The 17,442-nt window shown below is 54.1% G+C and carries 16 protein-coding genes; all 16 read right to left on the reverse strand.

Annotation, left to right across the window (positions count from 1 at the left end):
• Window positions 1–100 precede the first annotated feature (100 nt).
• Window positions 101–520: a F0F1 ATP synthase subunit epsilon gene (locus tag N1689_RS18115; RefSeq protein ID WP_008926374.1), complete on the reverse strand. Its 420-nt coding sequence runs from the start codon at window positions 518–520 to the stop codon at window positions 101–103.
• A 24-nt stretch (window positions 521–544) separates the two neighbouring features.
• A complete protein-coding gene (gene atpD, locus N1689_RS18120; protein ID WP_008926373.1) occupies window positions 545–1,942 on the reverse strand; it encodes a F0F1 ATP synthase subunit beta in 1,398 nt (465 codons plus the stop codon).
• Window positions 1,943–1,972: 30 nt separating this feature from the next.
• Window positions 1,973–2,839, reverse strand: a complete 867-nt coding sequence (gene atpG / locus N1689_RS18125) for a F0F1 ATP synthase subunit gamma (RefSeq protein WP_003849534.1) — start codon at window positions 2,837–2,839, stop codon at window positions 1,973–1,975.
• A 52-nt stretch (window positions 2,840–2,891) separates the two neighbouring features.
• Entirely contained in the window at window positions 2,892–4,433 is a 1,542-nt protein-coding gene (gene atpA / locus N1689_RS18130) for a F0F1 ATP synthase subunit alpha (RefSeq protein WP_003849532.1), read from the reverse strand.
• Window positions 4,434–4,447: 14 nt separating this feature from the next.
• The gene (gene atpH, locus N1689_RS18135) at window positions 4,448–4,981 is read right to left on the reverse strand and encodes a F0F1 ATP synthase subunit delta (protein WP_003849530.1); all 534 of its coding nucleotides are present in this window, start codon (window positions 4,979–4,981) and stop codon (window positions 4,448–4,450) included.
• Window positions 4,982–4,995: 14 nt separating this feature from the next.
• Entirely contained in the window at window positions 4,996–5,466 is a 471-nt protein-coding gene (gene atpF / locus N1689_RS18140) for a F0F1 ATP synthase subunit B (RefSeq protein ID WP_003849528.1), read from the reverse strand.
• A gap of 107 nt (window positions 5,467–5,573) precedes the next feature.
• The gene (gene atpE, locus N1689_RS18145; protein ID WP_003849523.1) at window positions 5,574–5,813 is read right to left on the reverse strand and encodes a F0F1 ATP synthase subunit C; all 240 of its coding nucleotides are present in this window, start codon (window positions 5,811–5,813) and stop codon (window positions 5,574–5,576) included.
• Between the two features lie 105 nt (window positions 5,814–5,918).
• Window positions 5,919–6,737 carry a F0F1 ATP synthase subunit A gene (gene atpB, locus N1689_RS18150; protein ID WP_161733302.1) on the reverse strand — a complete coding sequence of 273 codons (819 nt, stop codon included), beginning with the start codon at window positions 6,735–6,737 and terminating at the stop codon, window positions 5,919–5,921.
• Window positions 6,738–6,745: 8 nt separating this feature from the next.
• Window positions 6,746–7,126, reverse strand: a complete 381-nt coding sequence (gene atpI, locus N1689_RS18155) for a F0F1 ATP synthase subunit I (protein ID WP_013359561.1) — start codon at window positions 7,124–7,126, stop codon at window positions 6,746–6,748.
• Window positions 7,127–7,837: 711 nt separating this feature from the next.
• Window positions 7,838–8,455 (reverse strand): 16S rRNA (guanine(527)-N(7))-methyltransferase RsmG, encoded by a 618-nt coding sequence (gene rsmG / locus N1689_RS18160; RefSeq protein ID WP_222924812.1) that lies wholly within the window; start codon window positions 8,453–8,455, stop codon window positions 7,838–7,840.
• A gap of 47 nt (window positions 8,456–8,502) precedes the next feature.
• Window positions 8,503–10,392 carry a tRNA uridine-5-carboxymethylaminomethyl(34) synthesis enzyme MnmG gene (mnmG, locus tag N1689_RS18165; protein ID WP_161733306.1) on the reverse strand — a complete coding sequence of 630 codons (1,890 nt, stop codon included), beginning with the start codon at window positions 10,390–10,392 and terminating at the stop codon, window positions 8,503–8,505.
• Between the two features lie 432 nt (window positions 10,393–10,824).
• The gene (mioC, locus tag N1689_RS18170; RefSeq protein WP_161733308.1) at window positions 10,825–11,265 is read right to left on the reverse strand and encodes an FMN-binding protein MioC; all 441 of its coding nucleotides are present in this window, start codon (window positions 11,263–11,265) and stop codon (window positions 10,825–10,827) included.
• Window positions 11,266–11,420: 155 nt separating this feature from the next.
• On the reverse strand, window positions 11,421–11,882 hold the full coding sequence (gene asnC, locus N1689_RS18175) for a transcriptional regulator AsnC (RefSeq protein ID WP_003849496.1): 462 nt from the start codon (window positions 11,880–11,882) through the stop codon (window positions 11,421–11,423).
• A gap of 104 nt (window positions 11,883–11,986) precedes the next feature.
• Entirely contained in the window at window positions 11,987–14,125 is a 2,139-nt protein-coding gene (gene ovoA, locus N1689_RS18180) for a 5-histidylcysteine sulfoxide synthase (RefSeq protein WP_260059671.1), read from the reverse strand.
• Between the two features lie 71 nt (window positions 14,126–14,196).
• The gene (gene viaA, locus N1689_RS18185; RefSeq protein WP_161733312.1) at window positions 14,197–15,657 is read right to left on the reverse strand and encodes an ATPase RavA stimulator ViaA; all 1,461 of its coding nucleotides are present in this window, start codon (window positions 15,655–15,657) and stop codon (window positions 14,197–14,199) included.
• Window positions 15,654–17,150 carry an ATPase RavA gene (gene ravA / locus N1689_RS18190; RefSeq protein WP_260059675.1) on the reverse strand — a complete coding sequence of 499 codons (1,497 nt, stop codon included), beginning with the start codon at window positions 17,148–17,150 and terminating at the stop codon, window positions 15,654–15,656. The genes viaA and ravA overlap by 4 nt, the downstream gene beginning before the upstream one ends.
• Window positions 17,151–17,442: the final 292 nt, after the last annotated feature.

Raw genomic sequence — 17,442 nt, forward strand, 5'->3', positions numbered from 1 at the left:
ATTTTTCTCAGGCCGAAATTAGGCGGACGGACAGATTGGCCGCCACAGGCAAAAAAAATGCCAGCCCGAGGGCTGGCATTTCGTGACGCATAAAGCTGGATTACATCGCTTTTTTGGTCAGTTCGATCACGCGCAGTTTAGCAATGGCTTTCGCCAGCTCGGCAGAGGCCTGAGCGTAGTCCACGTCGCCGTGGCTGCTGTTCATGTGCTCTTCTGCTTTGCGTTTTGCTTCCAGAGCACGCGCTTCGTCCAGATCGGTACCGCGAATCGCGGTATCGGCCAGAACGGTGCTGCTGCCCGGTTGCACTTCCAGCACGCCGCCAGAGAGGTAGATATACTCCTCTTCGCCGTGCTGTTTCACGATACGGATCATTCCAGGCTTAATGGCAGTCAGCAGCGGCGCATGGCCAGGGAAAATCCCCAGTTCACCTTCGCTACCTGACACCTGAATTTTCTGTACCAGACCAGAGAACAACTGCTCCTCTGCGCTGACCACATCCAGGTGATAAGTCATAGCCATAATCTTCCTCCCGGGAAACCGTTATTACAGTTTCTTCGCTTTTTCCACGGCTTCTTCGATGGCACCAACCATGTAGAAGGCCTGCTCTGGCAGGTGGTCAAACTCACCTTCCATGATGCCTTTAAAGCCACGGATAGTGTCTTTCAGCGTAACGTATTTACCCGGTGAACCGGTGAATACTTCCGCAACGAAGAACGGCTGAGACAGGAAGCGCTGAATCTTACGCGCACGTGCCACCAGCAGTTTGTCTTCTTCAGACAGCTCATCCATACCGAGGATGGCGATGATGTCTTTCAGTTCCTGATAACGCTGCAGCAGTGACTGAACGCCACGTGCAACATCATAGTGCTCCTGACCGACAACCAGCGGATCCAGCTGACGGCTGGTAGAGTCCAGCGGGTCAACGGCCGGGTAGATACCCAGAGAGGCGATCTGACGGCTCAGCGTTACCGTTGAGTCTAAGTGCGCAAAGGTGGTTGCTGGTGACGGGTCAGTCAGGTCATCCGCAGGGACGTAAACGGCCTGTACGGAAGTGATTGAACCGGTCTTGGTGGAGGTAATACGCTCCTGCAACACACCCATCTCTTCTGCCAGCGTTGGCTGGTAACCTACCGCAGATGGCATACGACCCAGCAGTGCAGAAACTTCTGTACCGGCCAGGGTGTAACGGTAGATGTTATCGATGAACAGCAGAACGTCGCGGCCTTCATCACGGAATTTTTCCGCCATGGTCAGACCGGTCAGTGCGACGCGCAGACGGTTACCCGGCGGCTCGTTCATCTGGCCATAGACCAGAGCAACTTTATCGATAACGTTTGAGTCAGTCATTTCGTGGTAGAAGTCGTTACCCTCACGAGTACGCTCACCCACACCAGCAAACACAGAGTAACCTGAGTGTTCAGCTGCGATGTTACGGATCAGTTCCATCATGTTGACGGTTTTACCGACACCCGCACCACCGAACAGACCCACTTTACCGCCTTTGGCAAACGGACACATCAGGTCGATAACCTTGATACCGGTTTCCAGCAGTTCCTGCGAGTTAGACTGATCTTCATAAGAAGGCGCTGCGCGGTGAATAGAGGCGATCTCTACTGCGCTGCCATCTTCTTCTTTCAGCTCGCCTTTCATGTCGATAGGCTCGCCGAGAACGTTCATGATACGGCCCAGGGTCGCTTTACCGACCGGAACCTGAATCGGTTTCTGCAGGTCGTTGACATTCAGACCACGCTTCAGGCCGTCAGACGTACCCATTGCGATGGTACGCACTACGCCGCCGCCGAGCTGCTGCTGTACTTCCAACACCAGACGCGCATCACCATTCATTACCTCGAGGGCGCTGTACACTTGCGGTACCGCGTCCTGAGGGAATTCGACGTCAACAACGGCGCCGATAATCTGGACAATCTTTCCAGTTGCCATCTTGAATCCTCTACCTAATTCCAAACCTGGTTAAACCGCGGAGGCCCCCGAGACGATCTCGGTAAGTTCCTGGGTGATGCTGGCCTGACGAGCTTTGTTGTATACCAACTGCAGCTCTTTGATCAGATTTCCGCCGTTGTCGGTTGCGGCTTTCATCGCCACCATACGTGCAGCCTGCTCACTGGCCAGATTTTCCACCACACCCTGATAAACCTGCGATTCGACATAACGGCGCAGCAGGGTATCCAGCAGCGCTTTCGGATCGGGTTCGTACAGGTAATCCCAGGTCTTCGCCTTCATCTCTTCTTCACCTTCCGCTGGCGCTAACGGCAGCAGTTGGGTGATGGTCGGAGTCTGAGACATGGTGTTATTGAATTTGTTACTGACGATCATCAGTTTGTCGATGCGGCCTTCATCATAAGCCTGCAACATCACTTTTACCGGGCCAATCAGATCAGACAGGGCAGGTTTATCGCCCATGCCGCTGACTTGCGCCACAATGTTGCCACCCACAGCACTGAAGAATGACGCCCCTTTTGAACCGATAATCGACAGATCGCTCTGCACGCCTTTATCGGACCAGGACTTCATATCCGCCAGTAATTTTTTGAACAGGTTAATGTTCAAACCACCACAAAGCCCGCGGTCTGTAGAAACGACCAGGTAGCCGACGCGCTTGACGTCGCGCTGTTCCAGGTAAGGGTGCTTGTATTCCAGATTACCCAACGCAAGGTGACCAATCACTTTGCGCATGGTGTCTGCATACGGACGGCTGGCCGCCATGCGTTCCTGCGTTTTACGCATCTTGGAGGCGGCGACCATTTCCATCGCTTTGGTGATCTTCTGCGTGTTTTTCACGCTTCCAATCTTGCTTCGTATCTCTTTTGCGCCGGCCATTAGCTTCTCCTCAAAGCCTTGCGGCCTGCCTTTTCAGACAAGCCGCCAGACATTACCAGGACTGGGTTGCTTTAAACGTATCGATCAGGCCTTTCAGCTTCGCTTCGATATCGTTGTTAAAGTTACCCGACTGGTTGATTTCAGCCATCAGCTCAGCGTGGTCGCGATCGGCGAAGGCCAGCAGTGCAGCTTCGAAGCTGCCAATTTTTGCCAGTTCAACGTCGTTCAGGTAGCCACGCTCTGCAGCGAACAGAACCAGACCCTGCTGCGCGACAGACATCGGCGCATACTGTTTCTGCTTCAGCAGCTCGGTCACTTTCTGACCGTGGCTCAGCTGTTTGCGGGTAGCATCATCCAGATCAGAGGCGAACTGCGAGAACGCCGCCAGTTCACGATACTGTGCCAGCGCGGTACGGATACCACCGGACAGTTTCTTGATGATCTTGGTCTGTGCAGCACCACCTACGCGGGATACCGAAATACCTGGGTTAACGGCCGGACGAATACCGGAGTTAAACAGGTTCGATTCCAGGAAGATCTGACCATCAGTAATCGAGATTACGTTGGTCGGAACGAACGCAGAAACGTCGCCCGCCTGAGTTTCGATGATCGGCAGCGCGGTCAGTGAACCGGTTTTACCTGTCACTGCGCCATTAGTGAAACGTTCTACATAATCAGCGCTTACGCGTGATGCACGTTCCAGCAGACGGGAGTGGAGATAGAACACGTCGCCAGGGAACGCTTCACGGCCTGGTGGACGGCGCAGCAGCAGAGAGATTTGACGGTAAGCGATAGCCTGTTTGGAGAGGTCATCGTATACGATCAGCGCATCTTCACCACGGTCACGGAAGTATTCGCCCATCGCACAACCTGCGTACGGAGAGAGATACTGCAGTGCAGCTGATTCAGAAGCAGACGCCACAACAACGATGGTGTTCTGCAGTGCGCCATGCTCTTCCAGCTTACGAACCACGTTAGAGATGGTTGAGGCTTTCTGACCAATCGCAACGTAGACACACTTGATGCCTGAATCGCGCTGGTTGATGATCGCATCGATCGCCATCGCGGTTTTACCGGTCTGACGGTCACCGATGATCAGCTCACGCTGGCCACGGCCGATTGGAATCATCGCATCGACCGACTTATAACCGGTCTGAACCGGCTGGTCGACTGACTGACGATCGATAACGCCAGGTGCAATCACTTCGACTGGTGAGAAACCGTCGTTGTCGATTGCGCCTTTACCGTCGATTGGCGCACCCAGGGTGTTCACAACGCGGCCCAGCAGGCCGCGGCCTACCGGTACTTCAAGAATGCGGCCAGTACACTTAACCTTCATGCCTTCGGCGAGGTCAGCGTAAGGACCCATCACCACTGCACCAACCGAGTCACGCTCGAGGTTCAGGGCGATAGCGTAACGGTTACCCGGCAGGGCAATCATCTCACCCTGCATGACATCGGCCAGGCCGTGTACGCGGATGATACCGTCACTTACAGAAACAATCGTACCTTCGTTGTGAGCTTCACTCACGACATTGAACTGAGCAATGCGCTGCTTGATCAGTTCGCTGATTTCGGTGGAATTCAGTTGCATATGCTCCAGTCCCCTTAAGACTGCAAGACGTCAGCCAGACGGTCAAGACGGCCGCGTACGCTGCCATCAATAACCAGATCACCCGAACGGATGATCACGCCTGCCATCACAGACTTATCAATTTTGCAATTCAGCTTAACTTTGCGTGACAGACGTTTTTCCATCGCGGCGCTGATTTTATTCAGCTGGTCGTCACTCAGCGTACTGGCGGAGATAACATCAACTTCAGCGGTGGCTTCATGAGCGTCACGCAGTTCGATGTATTGGGCCAGTACAGCCGGAAGCGCTGTCAAACGTCCGTTTTCCGCCATCACCTTAATCAGGTTCTGCGCGGGTTCATCCAGTTGATCACCACAGACTGCGTTAAACGACGCTGCCAGCGCTTCAGGTGCTAATGCACCGGAGAGAAGATCAGCCATCTGTTCATTGCGAGCCACTTCTGCGGCAAACGCCAGCATCTGTTGCCAGCGTTCTATACTTTGATGCTCAACAGCAAAGTCAAAAGCTGCTTTGGCGTAGGGGCGAGCTACAGTAATCAGATCAGACATCAGCCCCTCCCTCCTTACAGTTCAGCGACCAGTTTATCAACGATGTCGCTGTTAGCAGCTTCATCCACGGAGCGTTCGATGATCTTCTCGGCGCCAGCCATAGCCAGCAACGCAACCTGCTTACGCAGTTCTTCACGTGCACGTTTACGTTCGGCATCAATTTCAGCCTGCGCTTGTGTCACGATGCGATTACGTTCGTTTTCAGCTTCGGTTTTCGCTTCGTCCAGAATCTGCGCGCGACGCTTGTTCGCTTGCTCGATAATGACCTGAGCGTCTTCTTTGGCTTTTTTCAGCTGGTCGGTCGCATTAGCCTGCGCGAGATCCAAATCTTTCTTTGCACGTTCAGCAGAAGCAAGGCCTTCAGCAATTTCTTTCTGGCGCTTTTCGATAGCAGCCATGAGCGGCGGCCATACGTACTTCATGCAGAACGCGACAAACAGGATGAACGCGATAGCCTGGCCGAGGATTGTTGCATTAATGTTCACAGCACAATGCCTCTAGATTGAGTATTTAACTTTTCTGCCGTTATCGTTGTGATAAGCGGCAGAATCCGTTCACCCCTGCACATTGTGCGCTGAGTGAACACAGGGCTTTAGGCGACAGCAAACATCACGTACAGACCCAGACCAACAGCGATCATCGGGATTGCATCCACCAGACCCATTACAACAAAGAACTGCGTACGCAGCAGAGGAATCAGGTCAGGCTGACGAGCAGCGCCTTCCAGGAATTTTCCTCCGAGGATGCCGATACCGATCGCAGCACCGATTGCCGCCAGGCCCATCATCACAGCGGCAGCCATGTACAGCAGATCCATATTCAGGTTTTCCATGACAGTCTCCAGTTTGTTTCAGTTAAATGCTCCCTTCATCTTCCGGGCTTCAGCGGAGTACGCTGCAACCCGGAATCAAGAGGGAAAGTAGTGTTGAGAAAAAAATCAATGCTCTTCAGATGCCATCGACAGATAGACAATCGTGAGGACCATGAAAATGAAAGCCTGTAGCGAAATGATCAGGATGTGGAAAATGGCCCACGGCACATTCAGCACCCACTGCGACCACCACGGCAACAGACCGGCAATAAGGATAAAGATCAGTTCACCCGCATACATGTTACCGAACAGTCGTAAACCCAGTGACACAGGCTTAGACAGAAGGCTTACACCTTCCAGAATCAGGTTGATCGGGATGAAGATCGGGTGGTTAAAAGGCTGCAGCGTCAGCTCTTTCGTGAAGCCGCCAATGCCTTTCATTTTGATGCTGTAGAACAGAATCAAAATAAATACGCCCAACGCCATAGATAGCGTGATGTTCACGTCTGCAGATGGTACGACGCGCAGCGCCGGTAACCCCAATACGTGCTCACCAATATATGGCAGCAGGTCGATTGGCAGCAGATCCATGAAGTTCATCAGGAAGACCCAGACAAAAATTGTCAGAGCCAGCGGGGCGATAAGTTTGCTCTTACCGTGATACATGTCGCGCACGTTACTATCAACGAAACCGACAACCAGTTCGATAGCCGCCTGCATTTTCCCTGGTACACCGCTGGTAGCAGACTTCGCCACGCTACGGAACAACACCAGGAAGATGATTCCCAGCACCATAGAGAAAAACATGGAATCGATATTTAATACCCAGAACGTCGCGGGAACGTCGTGCGGATTCACTAACTCGAAGGTACGCAGGTCCAACTGAAGATGAGTCAGGTGGTGACCAATGTACTCTTGCGGAGTAGAGATTTCTCCTGCAGCCATGATGCCTCTTACCCTTTGTTGTTAATTACCGCCGGTGCCAGCATTTGAACCACCAGCACCGATAACCAGGTTATTCCGACCGGCCAGAAGACCGCCCCGAACAGACCCAACGCCACAATGAGCAAAATGATGGTCGCAAACACTTTAGCAATTTCACCTAAAGCGAAGCTCCACGCGACTCGTCCCGAAGCGGGGGGTTGCCCCTGCAGGCGCCAGGCTAAAAACAAAAACAATACGTTTGGCAGCCAGGCTGCCGCTCCGCCAGCAAGAGCAGAGACACCCCAGGTGACATCTTTAACAGCAAAGAGTCCGCCGATGATGACTATCGTCACCAGCTGAATCATCAGCACCGTTCGGGCGAATTTTACACTGTAAAGAGACACTGACATGACGCTGATACTCTCCTGCCCCGTTAGGGGTATGTCGCGTGTCGTATAAGACTGCCTTTGCGCAGTTGAGTCAAGCAGCAAAAGCCGTGCAAATTATACGGGCCGCACCTGCGATTTCAATCGGTAAGTAGCGAAAAGGTGAACAATTATTTAAATTTCTTTCCGAAGGGCTATTTTTCCAAAGATTACCCTGCAGAGATTCACCCGAATCTGACTGAAAATTCACTCGCATCTTGCTTTTAAAGCGTGCTTTAGATCACATAATAAGCACTTACACGACATTGAGTTTTATCTGTGGCCTATTTAAGAACAATCTGCAAAAAAAATTAAACCTTTAAAATCATAAAATTAAAATTACAAAAATGGGCAGGCAGGACTATTTTCACAGAAAACACGCTATTGACATCGAACTGTGCATGAGAATCGTGAAATTGATATTACGTACGCAAAGTTATTACCACGATATATTTTCCGGCGTGACTACTTTTATTCCACAACCCGCCTATACAAGTGATATTTCTGATAACCGAATGTGAATTAAACGTTAAATGTAACAGAGCTTTTCGGATAATTTCCGTCTCCGTTTTTAACCTTCGCTCAGCCTGGGCTTAATCAAAATCTTTTATTGATAACGCATCATCTGCACTTTTTTCATCTACACCCTGATTAAAACCCTGGCAGAGAAACGTTAAATCCCTGCAAACCAGAGGGCTACTGATGACGAATAATGACCAGATGACGGTCACCTTCCAGCTGAGGCACCTGCAGCTTTATCACTGCATCGGAGACATAGCCGGCCGGTAACTCAGCTATTTCATCGTCCGGGCGGACACCTTTGAGCGCATAAAAGCGCCCTTCCCCGCCAGGCAGATGGTGACACCAGTTCACCATGTCGGTCAGCGAGGCAAATGCACGGCTGACGACACCATCAAACGGCGGCTCAGCCGGAAACGCCTCAACCCGGCTCTGGACCGGAGCAATGTTAGTGAGTCCTAACTCATGCTGAACCTGACGCAGGAAACGTACCCGCTTGCCCAGGCTGTCGAGCAGCGTAAAGTGCGCGTCGGGCATCACGATAGCCAGCGGAATGCCAGGCAGTCCTGGCCCGGTTCCCACATCAATGAAACGCGAGCCTTTCAGATGCGGCGCCACCACGATGCTGTCGAGGATATGGCGAACCAGCATCTGCTGCGGATCGCGCACGGATGTCAGATTGTAGGCTTTGTTCCACTTATCCAGCAGGCCGACATAGGCAACCAGCTGCTGTTTTTGTTGATCGGAGAGGGAAATACCGGCTGCCTTTAGCAGCGACGTGAGTGAGTTAATCACAGCATAAGTCCATTCAGCGGGGGCAAGTCACCTCGCCCCATTTCAGATCAGGCGCTTTTACGCAGCAGACCCTGTTTTTTCAGATAGATAAGCAGAATTGAGATGGCCGCCGGGGTGATGCCGGAGATACGCGTCGCCTGACCAATCGAACTCGGTTTGTGATCGTTCAGCTTGGCGATCACCTCATTTGAGAGGCCGTTCACCTGGCGATAATCAAGCTCCACCGGTAACAGTGTGTTCTCGTTACGCAGCTGGCGATCGATCTCTTCCTGCTGACGCGCGATATAACCTTCATATTTAACCTGAATCTCAACCTGCTCAGCGGCCTGCTCATCAGCCAGTGCCGGACCAAAGGCATCCAGCGTCATCAGCTTCAGATAGGTCAGCTCAGGACGGCGCAGCAAATCTTCGCCGCTCGCTTCTTTCGTCAGCGGTGCGCTGAGTACCGTGTTCACTTCCGTCACATGCTCTGACTTCGGATGAACCCAGATATCGCGCAGGCGCTGACGCTCCTGTTCAATCGCTTCCAGCTTCTGATTGAAACGCGCCCAGCGCGCATCATCCACCAGACCCAGTTCACGACCAGTTTCGGTCAGACGCAGGTCGGCATTGTCTTCGCGCAGCATCAGGCGGTATTCAGCACGGGAGGTAAACATCCGGTACGGCTCTTTGGTACCGAGTGTGCAGAGATCATCCACCAGCACGCCCAGATAAGCCTGGTCACGACGCGGTGCCCAGCCCTCTTTATCGGCAGACTGACGGGCGGCGTTCAGCCCTGCCAGCATCCCCTGCGCAGCCGCTTCTTCGTAGCCGGTTGTGCCGTTGATCTGGCCGGCAAAGAACAGGCCGTGAATAAATTTGCTCTCCAGCGTCGGTTTGAGATCGCGTGGATCGAAGAAGTCATACTCGATGGCATAGCCCGGACGCACGATCTTCGCATTCTCCATGCCCTGCATGGAACGGACGATCTGAATCTGTACGTCAAATGGCAGACTGGTCGAGATACCGTTCGGGTAGATCTCATTACTGGTCAGCCCTTCCGGCTCCAGGAAGATCTGATGCGAGTTACGATCGGCAAAGCGCATCACTTTGTCTTCGATCGACGGGCAGTAGCGTGGACCGATCCCCTCGATGATCCCGGCATACATCGGGCTGCGATCCAGGTTATTACGGATAACCTCATGGGTTTTCTCGTTGGTATGCGTGATCCAGCACGGTACCTGCTGCGGATGCTGAGACGCATTACCCATAAACGAGAAAACCGGCATCGGGTGATCACCGTGCTGCGGGCTAAGCACTGAAAAATCGATGGTGCGCGCATCGATACGCGGTGGCGTACCGGTCTTGAGGCGGTTTACCCGCAGCGGCAGCGCACGCAGTCGTTTTGCCAGCGGAATGGACGGGGGATCGCCAGCGCGACCGCCACTGTAATTATCCAGACCGATATGAATTTTGCCGTCAAGGAAAGTGCCGACGGTAAGCACGACGGTTTTCGCGCGGAACTTCAGTCCCATCTGGGTGACGGCACCCACCACACGATCGTTTTCCACGATAAGATCGTCGACCGCCTGCTGGAAGATCATCAGATTAGGCTGATTCTCCAGTGCCGTACGCACCGCCTGCCGATAAAGCACGCGATCTGCCTGAGCACGGGTGGCCCGTACTGCCGGACCTTTGCTGGCGTTTAGTATCCTGAACTGGATACCCGCCTGGTCAATCGCACTGGCCATCAGACCACCCAGGGCATCCACTTCCTTCACCAAATGTCCTTTGCCAATCCCACCAATCGCCGGGTTACAGGACATTTGTCCAAGCGTATCAATGTTATGGGTGAGTAACAGGGTTTGCTGACCCATTCGGGCTGCCGCCATTGCGGCTTCGGTGCCCGCATGACCACCACCAATTACGATGACGTCAAAAGGATCCTGATAAAACATGAAGTGGTACCTCGGTTGATGAACTTGCAGGATCGTCGTCCTGGGGCGTGGATTCTACTCAAATTCCGTCTGGGGTGAAAGTCGCGGGATCGTCCGGTTTTAAAAGAAAGGATCTTAGATCTGTATATGATCTTTCTGTTAGATCTCTTATTAGGATCCCGCCTGTCTGTGGATATGTGCCAGAAGCAGAACAGAAACAACAGGATGACGAGGATCACTAGCTGTGAGTGATCGGTGATCCTGATCCGTATAAGCTGGGATCAAAATGGCACGTTATCCACAGCTCAAAAATCGTTCTACGGTTATTCCTTGGATAACTACCGGTTATACGCAGTAAAATAGGGTAGTTATCCACAAAATAAACGAGCGGAAAAGGATAAAATCAGCATCTTCCACTGGGGATCATCACTATTTCGCGATCCCCAGCCCCCTTCAGATCGCCTTTTTCCAGCTTTCCAGCCAGGCTTCCGCCGGATCTTCAGGGATCTCATGCTCCAGCACGTCAATCTCCAGACGATCGCCGATCTGCTGGGCTCCCAGAGCAATCAGTTGTGCTTCAATCTGGCGGATCGCACCACAAAAGAGATCATATTCATGATTGCCGAGGCCTATTGCCCCAAAACGAACCTGAGAGAGATCGGGCTGGCTGTCACGGATGGCTTCGAACAGCGGCAGCAGGTTATCGGGAATATCGCCTGCACCATGAGTTGAACAGACCACCAGCCAGATACCCTCATGTGGCACTTCATCCAGCTCCGGGCCATGCAGCATCTGCGTTGAGAAACCCGCTTCCTGTAATTTTTCTTCCAGATGTTCAGCCACATACTCTGCGCTACCCAGAGTACTGCCACTGATTAAGGTGATATCGGCCATCTTGCTCTCCCGGACATTAAGGCGAGCATTGTACGCTGTGATCAAGCGGTGATCCACCTGTGGACAACAGGGTTAATAGATTAAGAGAAGCGAACGCAGCCGTTGCCAGCCGCCACATTCGTCAGGGATAAGATTATGCACAAGGCGGAGAAGGATCAGGGCTTGATAGTGCGCATGATGGGGTTTTGCAACGAGATCAGCGTTTCCGTCGACTGAATTTCATCGATGGTCTGGATCTTGTTGATCAGCACCTGTTGCAGGGCATCAATGGATCGGCACATCACCTTAATAAAGATGCTGTAGTGGCCGGTGGTGTACCAGGCTTCAACCACTTCATCCAGCGCATCCAGTTTGCTCAGCGCAGCCGGATAGTCACGCGCGCTTTTAAGGATAATGCCGATAAAACAGCAGACATCAAACCCCAGCTGGCGCGGATCGATATCAACCCGGGTGCCCAGGATAATGCCCGCCTGCTTCATCTTCTCCACGCGGACATGAATGGTGCCGGGGCTGACGTTAAACTGTTTTGCCAGCTCGGCGTAAGCAGTGCGCGCATTGTCGAGCAGGGCATTCAGAATGCCGCGATCCAGGTTATCGAGCTGCAGATGTTCGGCCATGGCCATCCTCGTTATTGGTCTGCTTTAAGTAAACAAGGGTGAATGTGCAGCAAAATAACGGTTCAGGCAACTACCGGCAGCGACGGACGCCGCTGCCGGTTCACTTAGCGTTTACGCCAGACGGTAACCTGCGCCAGTGTGTGCTGGAACTTGCGGGCCGTTTCGCGGATCACAAAGGGTTTATCCTGTGGATCATCGACCAGCTCGAAGTCGGCTGCCAGCAGACGTTGCAGTGCCTGCAGCGTCGTCAGTGCCTCACCATTCTCACGCACGCCGCCCAGCCAGTTCTCCTTCGGCGTGAAATCTTCAAGCCAGGTATAAGGCGATGAGAGCAGCAGGATGCCGCCCTGACGCAGCATCGGCGTGACATCCCGCAGGAAGCGCGCGGGCTGACGCAGGCGATCAATCAGGTTGGAGGCGAGCACCAGATCGTATCGGCCAGGCTGTGGCTTCAGGTTACAGGCGTCGCCCTGAACAAACTGAATCCGCTGCGCCAGTTCGCTCTCCAGCGCGAAATCTTTCAGGCGAACCTGGCGATACTCCACCAGCTCGCCTTCCTGTGGCAGGAGATAACGGAAGTCTTCGCCGCTGGCCAGCTGAAGCGCTACATCAATGAAGCGCGCCGAGTAGTCCATGCCGGTGACACGTTCAAAGTGGCGAGCCAGTTCAAAACTGGCGCGTCCGGTGGCACAGCCAATATCCAGTGCCTCGCCGCGTGCCGTGGTGTAGTTCAGCGCGAGGTTTACCAGGCTTTCGGCATAGTTATCCACGCCGAAATAGCGCGGGCCATACTGGAAGTCGAGGTATTGCGACACCATGGCGTCAGATTCATACGGGTTCAGCGCCATGGTTTCCTGATGGCTGGAAACCACGTAGCGGAAACCGGCATGCTGGAAGAAGTGGCGGCGGAACGCATAGCGTGCCGATTTCAGCGCTTCGTTGCCGGTCGATATCCAGCTACCGCCTTTGATCAGCGAATGTTTGCCATCAAAGGTCGGGGTAGAGAAATCATCGTAAAGCGGGTGGACTTTAAAACCTTCAAAGCCGTTGGTCGGCGTGGTCGTCCACTGCCAGACGTTACCGACGATATCGAAGAAGTCGCCCTGGGCGAAGAGATCGACCGGTGAAGAGGACGCCCAGTACGCCAGGTTAATGTTGCCCGGTGTCTGCTCCCAGTCCGGCTGATCGCCCGCAACCTGCTCGCGCAGCTGAGCCCACTCCGCTTCACACGGGAGCTGAACGCTCATGCCGGTCTGTTCCGCTTTCCAGCGGCAGAAGGCCGCCGCTTCAAGCTGATTGACCTCGGCAGGCCAGTCCCACGGCATCGCCACTTCTTCACACATCAGACGCAGTTTAAGCTGATCGGGCATCGCTGGCGTGCCGACCCAGAAGGTGGGCATCTCCGCTTTGGCAAACTGACACCAGCCCCAGCCTTCATCATCCCACCAGCGGGCATCCTGATAACCGCCCGCCTCAACGAACGCCAGAAATTCTGCGTTGCTGACCAGCATTTTGCTCGCCTTGAACGGCTGCAGCGCGATCTGCTGACGGCCATATTCATTATCCCAGCCGTAGGTATCGTCGGTTTTACCCAGCGTGACGGTGCCGCCTGGCATCGGCAGCAGGGCATTGGCCGGAACAGCTTCGCGCTGGTGGCGCGCCATCGGACAGACCGGCCATGCGGCCTGCGGTCTGACCCATTCAACCGGTAACTGGCGGATGAGCACGCTGGACGTTTCCAGATGAATACGCTCATGCTCAATGCCCATCAGGATCACCCAGGCCGGACTCTCCCAGGTGATCGGCAGAGTCAGCGGCAGGGTCTGGATCAGATCGCTGACCAGCGCTTTAACGCGCCCGCGGTATTCGCGGACTTCTTCAACAGTGGGCCAGTCATAGTGGCTGTCGTTGAGATCGTCCCAGCTCATCTCATCCACACCAATCGCCATCATCGCTTCGATACGATCGTCCAGACGCGCGTCGATAAGGCGTCCGGCCATCAGCTTATTGATGTAGAAGGTAGCGGTGTGGCCAAAATAGAAGATTAAAGGATGGCGCAGCGGAATGGCTTTGGTAAACCAGGCCTGGGGATCGGCCAGACAGGTAAACAGACTTTCATACTGTTCCCAGGTCTGCTGAAAATAGGCCAGCAATTCGGCACGTTTTTGTTCAATGTTATGGCCGGAGAGCAGTAGCGTTCGCGTCGGCGCAGGCAGATCGCGATGAGGTTGAGCAAGCGTCACAGGGAGCTCCAGATTGCTGAGTAAGTGAAACGGTAATTCACTATAGCAAATGTGCATTTCTGCCCGATGACTTAACGCCGCCAGTGACGCAGCAGACGGCTTTTCATGCCGGTATCGAAACGCCAGATATGGTCGAAGATGCGCAGAATGCCTGGTTTCCCGTGGGCCGACATCGCCACGGCGTGAAAACGTTGCTGATTATTTCGCTGACGCGTTTTGATGGTCCCGATCACCTCTTCCGGCAGACGCTGGGCAATAAAATCGGAAACGATCACCGCATCGGCTTCCTCCCACAGTGCGCCTTCCATTCGGGTCACAACGGAAGAGAGGCAGGCGGCCAGATCGGTGCCGCCACGGAAACGCTGGCTCAGAAAGCGAATCGCCTGTTCCAGTCCGTCATCACCGGTCAGCTCATAGCCAATCACCTCATGCGCAAACAGCATGATGTAGCAGCGACGGCGATCGGCCAGTGCAACTTTCAGCAGTGCCAGACAGAATGCTTTGGCGCAGCGCTCGTTGAAGCCCCCCATCGAACCGGAGGTATCGACGCAGACGATAAACGGCCCGCGCGGCTGCTCTTCATGCTGCTGGTGGCTGGCCGGACGCATAGTGACCTTTTCATGCCAGGCATCGCCCTGCAGCTTGTAGGTCAGCAGCCGTTTCTCTACCAGCCGCCGGTAAAACTCCAGCTCCAGTTCACTGATACTCAGCGCAGCTAACTCCGGTGGCAGCAGACGCAGCACGTCATCGCTCTGATGAATGCCGCTGACCTCCTCCGGCACGGAGGCAGGCTCCTGCACCAGATGATGAAAAGCTTCCATTGGGGCATCCTTTGACGGCACCGATTTTGCTTCGCGACTGCGACCCAGTTGCTGGGCCAGCTTCAGTAGCTCCGGTTGCTGCGCCAGAAAGTCGCCATATTGCAGCATCAGCTGATAGTCACCAGGCTGCAGTGACGCTTTGCTCATGTCCCACAGCCGGCCAGCGGCGGCTTCATCATCGTCACCGAGAATGGGTGCCAGCTGACCGCTCAGCGCCATGCGCTGCTGCAGTTCCGCCAGCAGGCGTTCGCGCTGCTGCTCCAGCAAATCCTGATTCAGCGTCAGCGTCTGTAAGGTCAGGCTGAGCCGCCAGCGTTGTAGAAAAAGCTGGTGCTGCGCGCTGCTGAGATGGCTGGTATCGGTGTGCAGCAGTAGCCGGTTGGCTTCATCCAGAAAAGGGGAAGGCAGGCTTTCAAGCGCCTGAAGCGTGGCATTCAGCTGGTGGCTGAATTCACGATCGCTGAGAAGTTGCACCCGCTGGAACAGCTGAAACTCTTCGGCCAGCGTGGCCGGAACCGGTGTGGTTTTGAGCTCAGCGTTGATCTCCGCTCGCCAGCGTGGCACCTCGCGCAACAGCGCTTTTTTCAGCCCGGGAAACTTTTCAAAAAACAGCGCCAGCTGTGGAGACGCCAGCAGGGCAATAATCAGCTCTTCAATCAGTTCGGTTTCACCCACGGAGAGCAGTGTGCTGAGCGTCTCCAGTGGGATCATTTACGCGCCTGTTTCAGCTGTTCCGCCACATCCTGCAGGCTGATTTCAATGCGCGCCAGCCAGTCATCACTGATAAACAGGCAACGCTGGTGCTGGCTGAACAGATGACGCTGTGACCGCAGTTCACTCTCCAGTGCATCCAGCGCATCGGTGATCTCACCGGGCAACGGCTCGCTGTTGCTGAGGCCAGGCAGGGTCAGACGCGACGATTGCAGGCTGACATCACGGATAGTCAGGCAGTGCTGCGCATCCACCTGTAAATCCAGGCTTTGCGCAAAGCCAATCCCATTAAGCTTGCCGCGAACCTCGCCGCCTTTCTGTAGCCACTGATTCAGGGCATCACGCGCAATCACCAGGTGGGTCACCTGCATGTCGTGCAGCATCAGCGGCTTTTGCAGCATCAGCGTCAGTTGCTCATCGGTAAAGCTTTCCGGCAGATCGTAATGGGGTTTGCGGCTGAACATGCCGCTGTGTTTTTCCAGGGTGATCGCCTGCGCGATGCTCTGCTGTTGCTGCAGAGCCAGGCGACGCGCTTTGATCTGCTGCAGTTTCAGCAGCATCGGCTGCTGCTGCCAGGCATGCTGCGTCATCAGCTGATCGATTTCTCGCTCCAGCAGCTGCATGGACGCGACGTCGTGCCAGAGGCAATCTTTCAGCAGGATCAGATCTATCGGGGCAATGGTATTGCGACCGCTGTAGAAAGCGCTGGCCTGCAGCAGATGAATGGCTTTTTTCCAGCGACGATCGGAAATATAAGGTGCAGCAGGCTGGCTCTCCAGTTGCTGACGCAGCTGATAAATCAGCTCAAAGACGGCATCGGGCAGGCTGACCTGGCTGATGCCGAGCTGCCACTGCGCATACTCTTCATCACTGATGCGCAGGGATTCCGCGACGGGATTGGTATGTTCATCCTGCTGGTGGGTCAGCATGCTGCGAAAATTCTGCTTCTCATGCACGTTATCCAGCCACAGGCGGATCAGCATTCGATCATAAAGCGCTTCAAGGCCGCTATCCGCTTCCGGCAGTTCGTTGGAAGCGGTAACCAGCAGCCGCATCGGGATGGTCTCTTCGCTGTCACCATTGCGGAAACGGCGTTCATTGATAGCGGTCAGCAGGGTATTCAGAATCGCCGGACCGGCTTTCCAGATCTCATCCAGAAAAACAATCTCGGCGTCGGGCAGATACCCTTTAGTGAGGCGCTGGTAGCGTCCTTCATCTTTGAGTGCCTGAATGGAGAGCGGGCCAAACACCTCTTCCGGCGTGGAGAAACGGGTCATCAGATATTCAAAGGCGCGGGCGTGCTGAAAGGCATATTTAAGGCGGCGGGCAATCAGGCTCTTGGCGATGCCCGGCGGTCCCAGCAGGAACACGCTTTCACCGCTCAGCGCCGCCAGCAGGCAAAGGCGAATGGCATGGTGCCGTTCATATAATCCTTTTTCTAACGTATTGCTAAGGCGAGAAATTCTTTCTGCCAAAAGATGGGGTTGAGCCATAATCACATCAATGTCCTTACGATCGTCGGGCCGCCGCGCTTAAGCAAGCGCCTTACTCTATAGATCATCATGCGTGAAAGCGTTGATAGCTGTCAGCTTTTTTGTTTCAGAAGGTTTGCCTGTTTTAAAAGTGGTGCTGGATGACAATTTATCGTCTTGAAATGACCCCGTTACCCTGACCGCGAGGCGAAGCGGGTATAGGAATTTCTGTTAAACCGTGCATACTGTGCGCTTTTTGATGGCCTGAGCGAGGGGTTTTTGCACCTCTTAGACTCCAACAAAAGATAACTCT

Source organism: Pantoea sp. XY16 (genome assembly GCF_025153065.1).
GTDB classification, from domain to species: Bacteria; Pseudomonadota; Gammaproteobacteria; order Enterobacterales; family Enterobacteriaceae; genus Pantoea; species Pantoea alfalfae.

Excerpts from the sequence above, each read along its gene's own strand:
- mioC (WP_161733308.1), bottom strand. The coding sequence starts at position 11,265 with ATGGCCGATATCACCTTAATCAGTGGCAGTACTCTGGGTAGCGCAGAG.
- ravA (WP_260059675.1), bottom strand. The coding sequence starts at position 17,150 with ATGGCTCAACCCCATCTTTTGGCAGAAAGAATTTCTCGCCTTAGCAAT.
- atpA (WP_003849532.1), bottom strand. The coding sequence starts at position 4,433 with ATGCAACTGAATTCCACCGAAATCAGCGAACTGATCAAGCAGCGCATT.
- atpI (WP_013359561.1), bottom strand. The coding sequence starts at position 7,126 with ATGTCAGTGTCTCTTTACAGTGTAAAATTCGCCCGAACGGTGCTGATG.
- atpH (WP_003849530.1), bottom strand. The coding sequence starts at position 4,981 with ATGTCTGATCTGATTACTGTAGCTCGCCCCTACGCCAAAGCAGCTTTT.
- asnC (WP_003849496.1), bottom strand. The coding sequence starts at position 11,882 with ATGGCCGAACATCTGCAGCTCGATAACCTGGATCGCGGCATTCTGAAT.
- atpE (WP_003849523.1), bottom strand. The coding sequence starts at position 5,813 with ATGGAAAACCTGAATATGGATCTGCTGTACATGGCTGCCGCTGTGATG.
- atpD (WP_008926373.1), bottom strand. The coding sequence starts at position 1,942 with ATGGCAACTGGAAAGATTGTCCAGATTATCGGCGCCGTTGTTGACGTC.
- mnmG (WP_161733306.1), bottom strand. The coding sequence starts at position 10,392 with ATGTTTTATCAGGATCCTTTTGACGTCATCGTAATTGGTGGTGGTCAT.
- atpB (WP_161733302.1), bottom strand. The coding sequence starts at position 6,737 with ATGGCTGCAGGAGAAATCTCTACTCCGCAAGAGTACATTGGTCACCAC.
- viaA (WP_161733312.1), bottom strand. The coding sequence starts at position 15,657 with ATGATCCCACTGGAGACGCTCAGCACACTGCTCTCCGTGGGTGAAACC.
- atpG (WP_003849534.1), bottom strand. The coding sequence starts at position 2,839 with ATGGCCGGCGCAAAAGAGATACGAAGCAAGATTGGAAGCGTGAAAAAC.
- N1689_RS18115 (WP_008926374.1), bottom strand. The coding sequence starts at position 520 with ATGGCTATGACTTATCACCTGGATGTGGTCAGCGCAGAGGAGCAGTTG.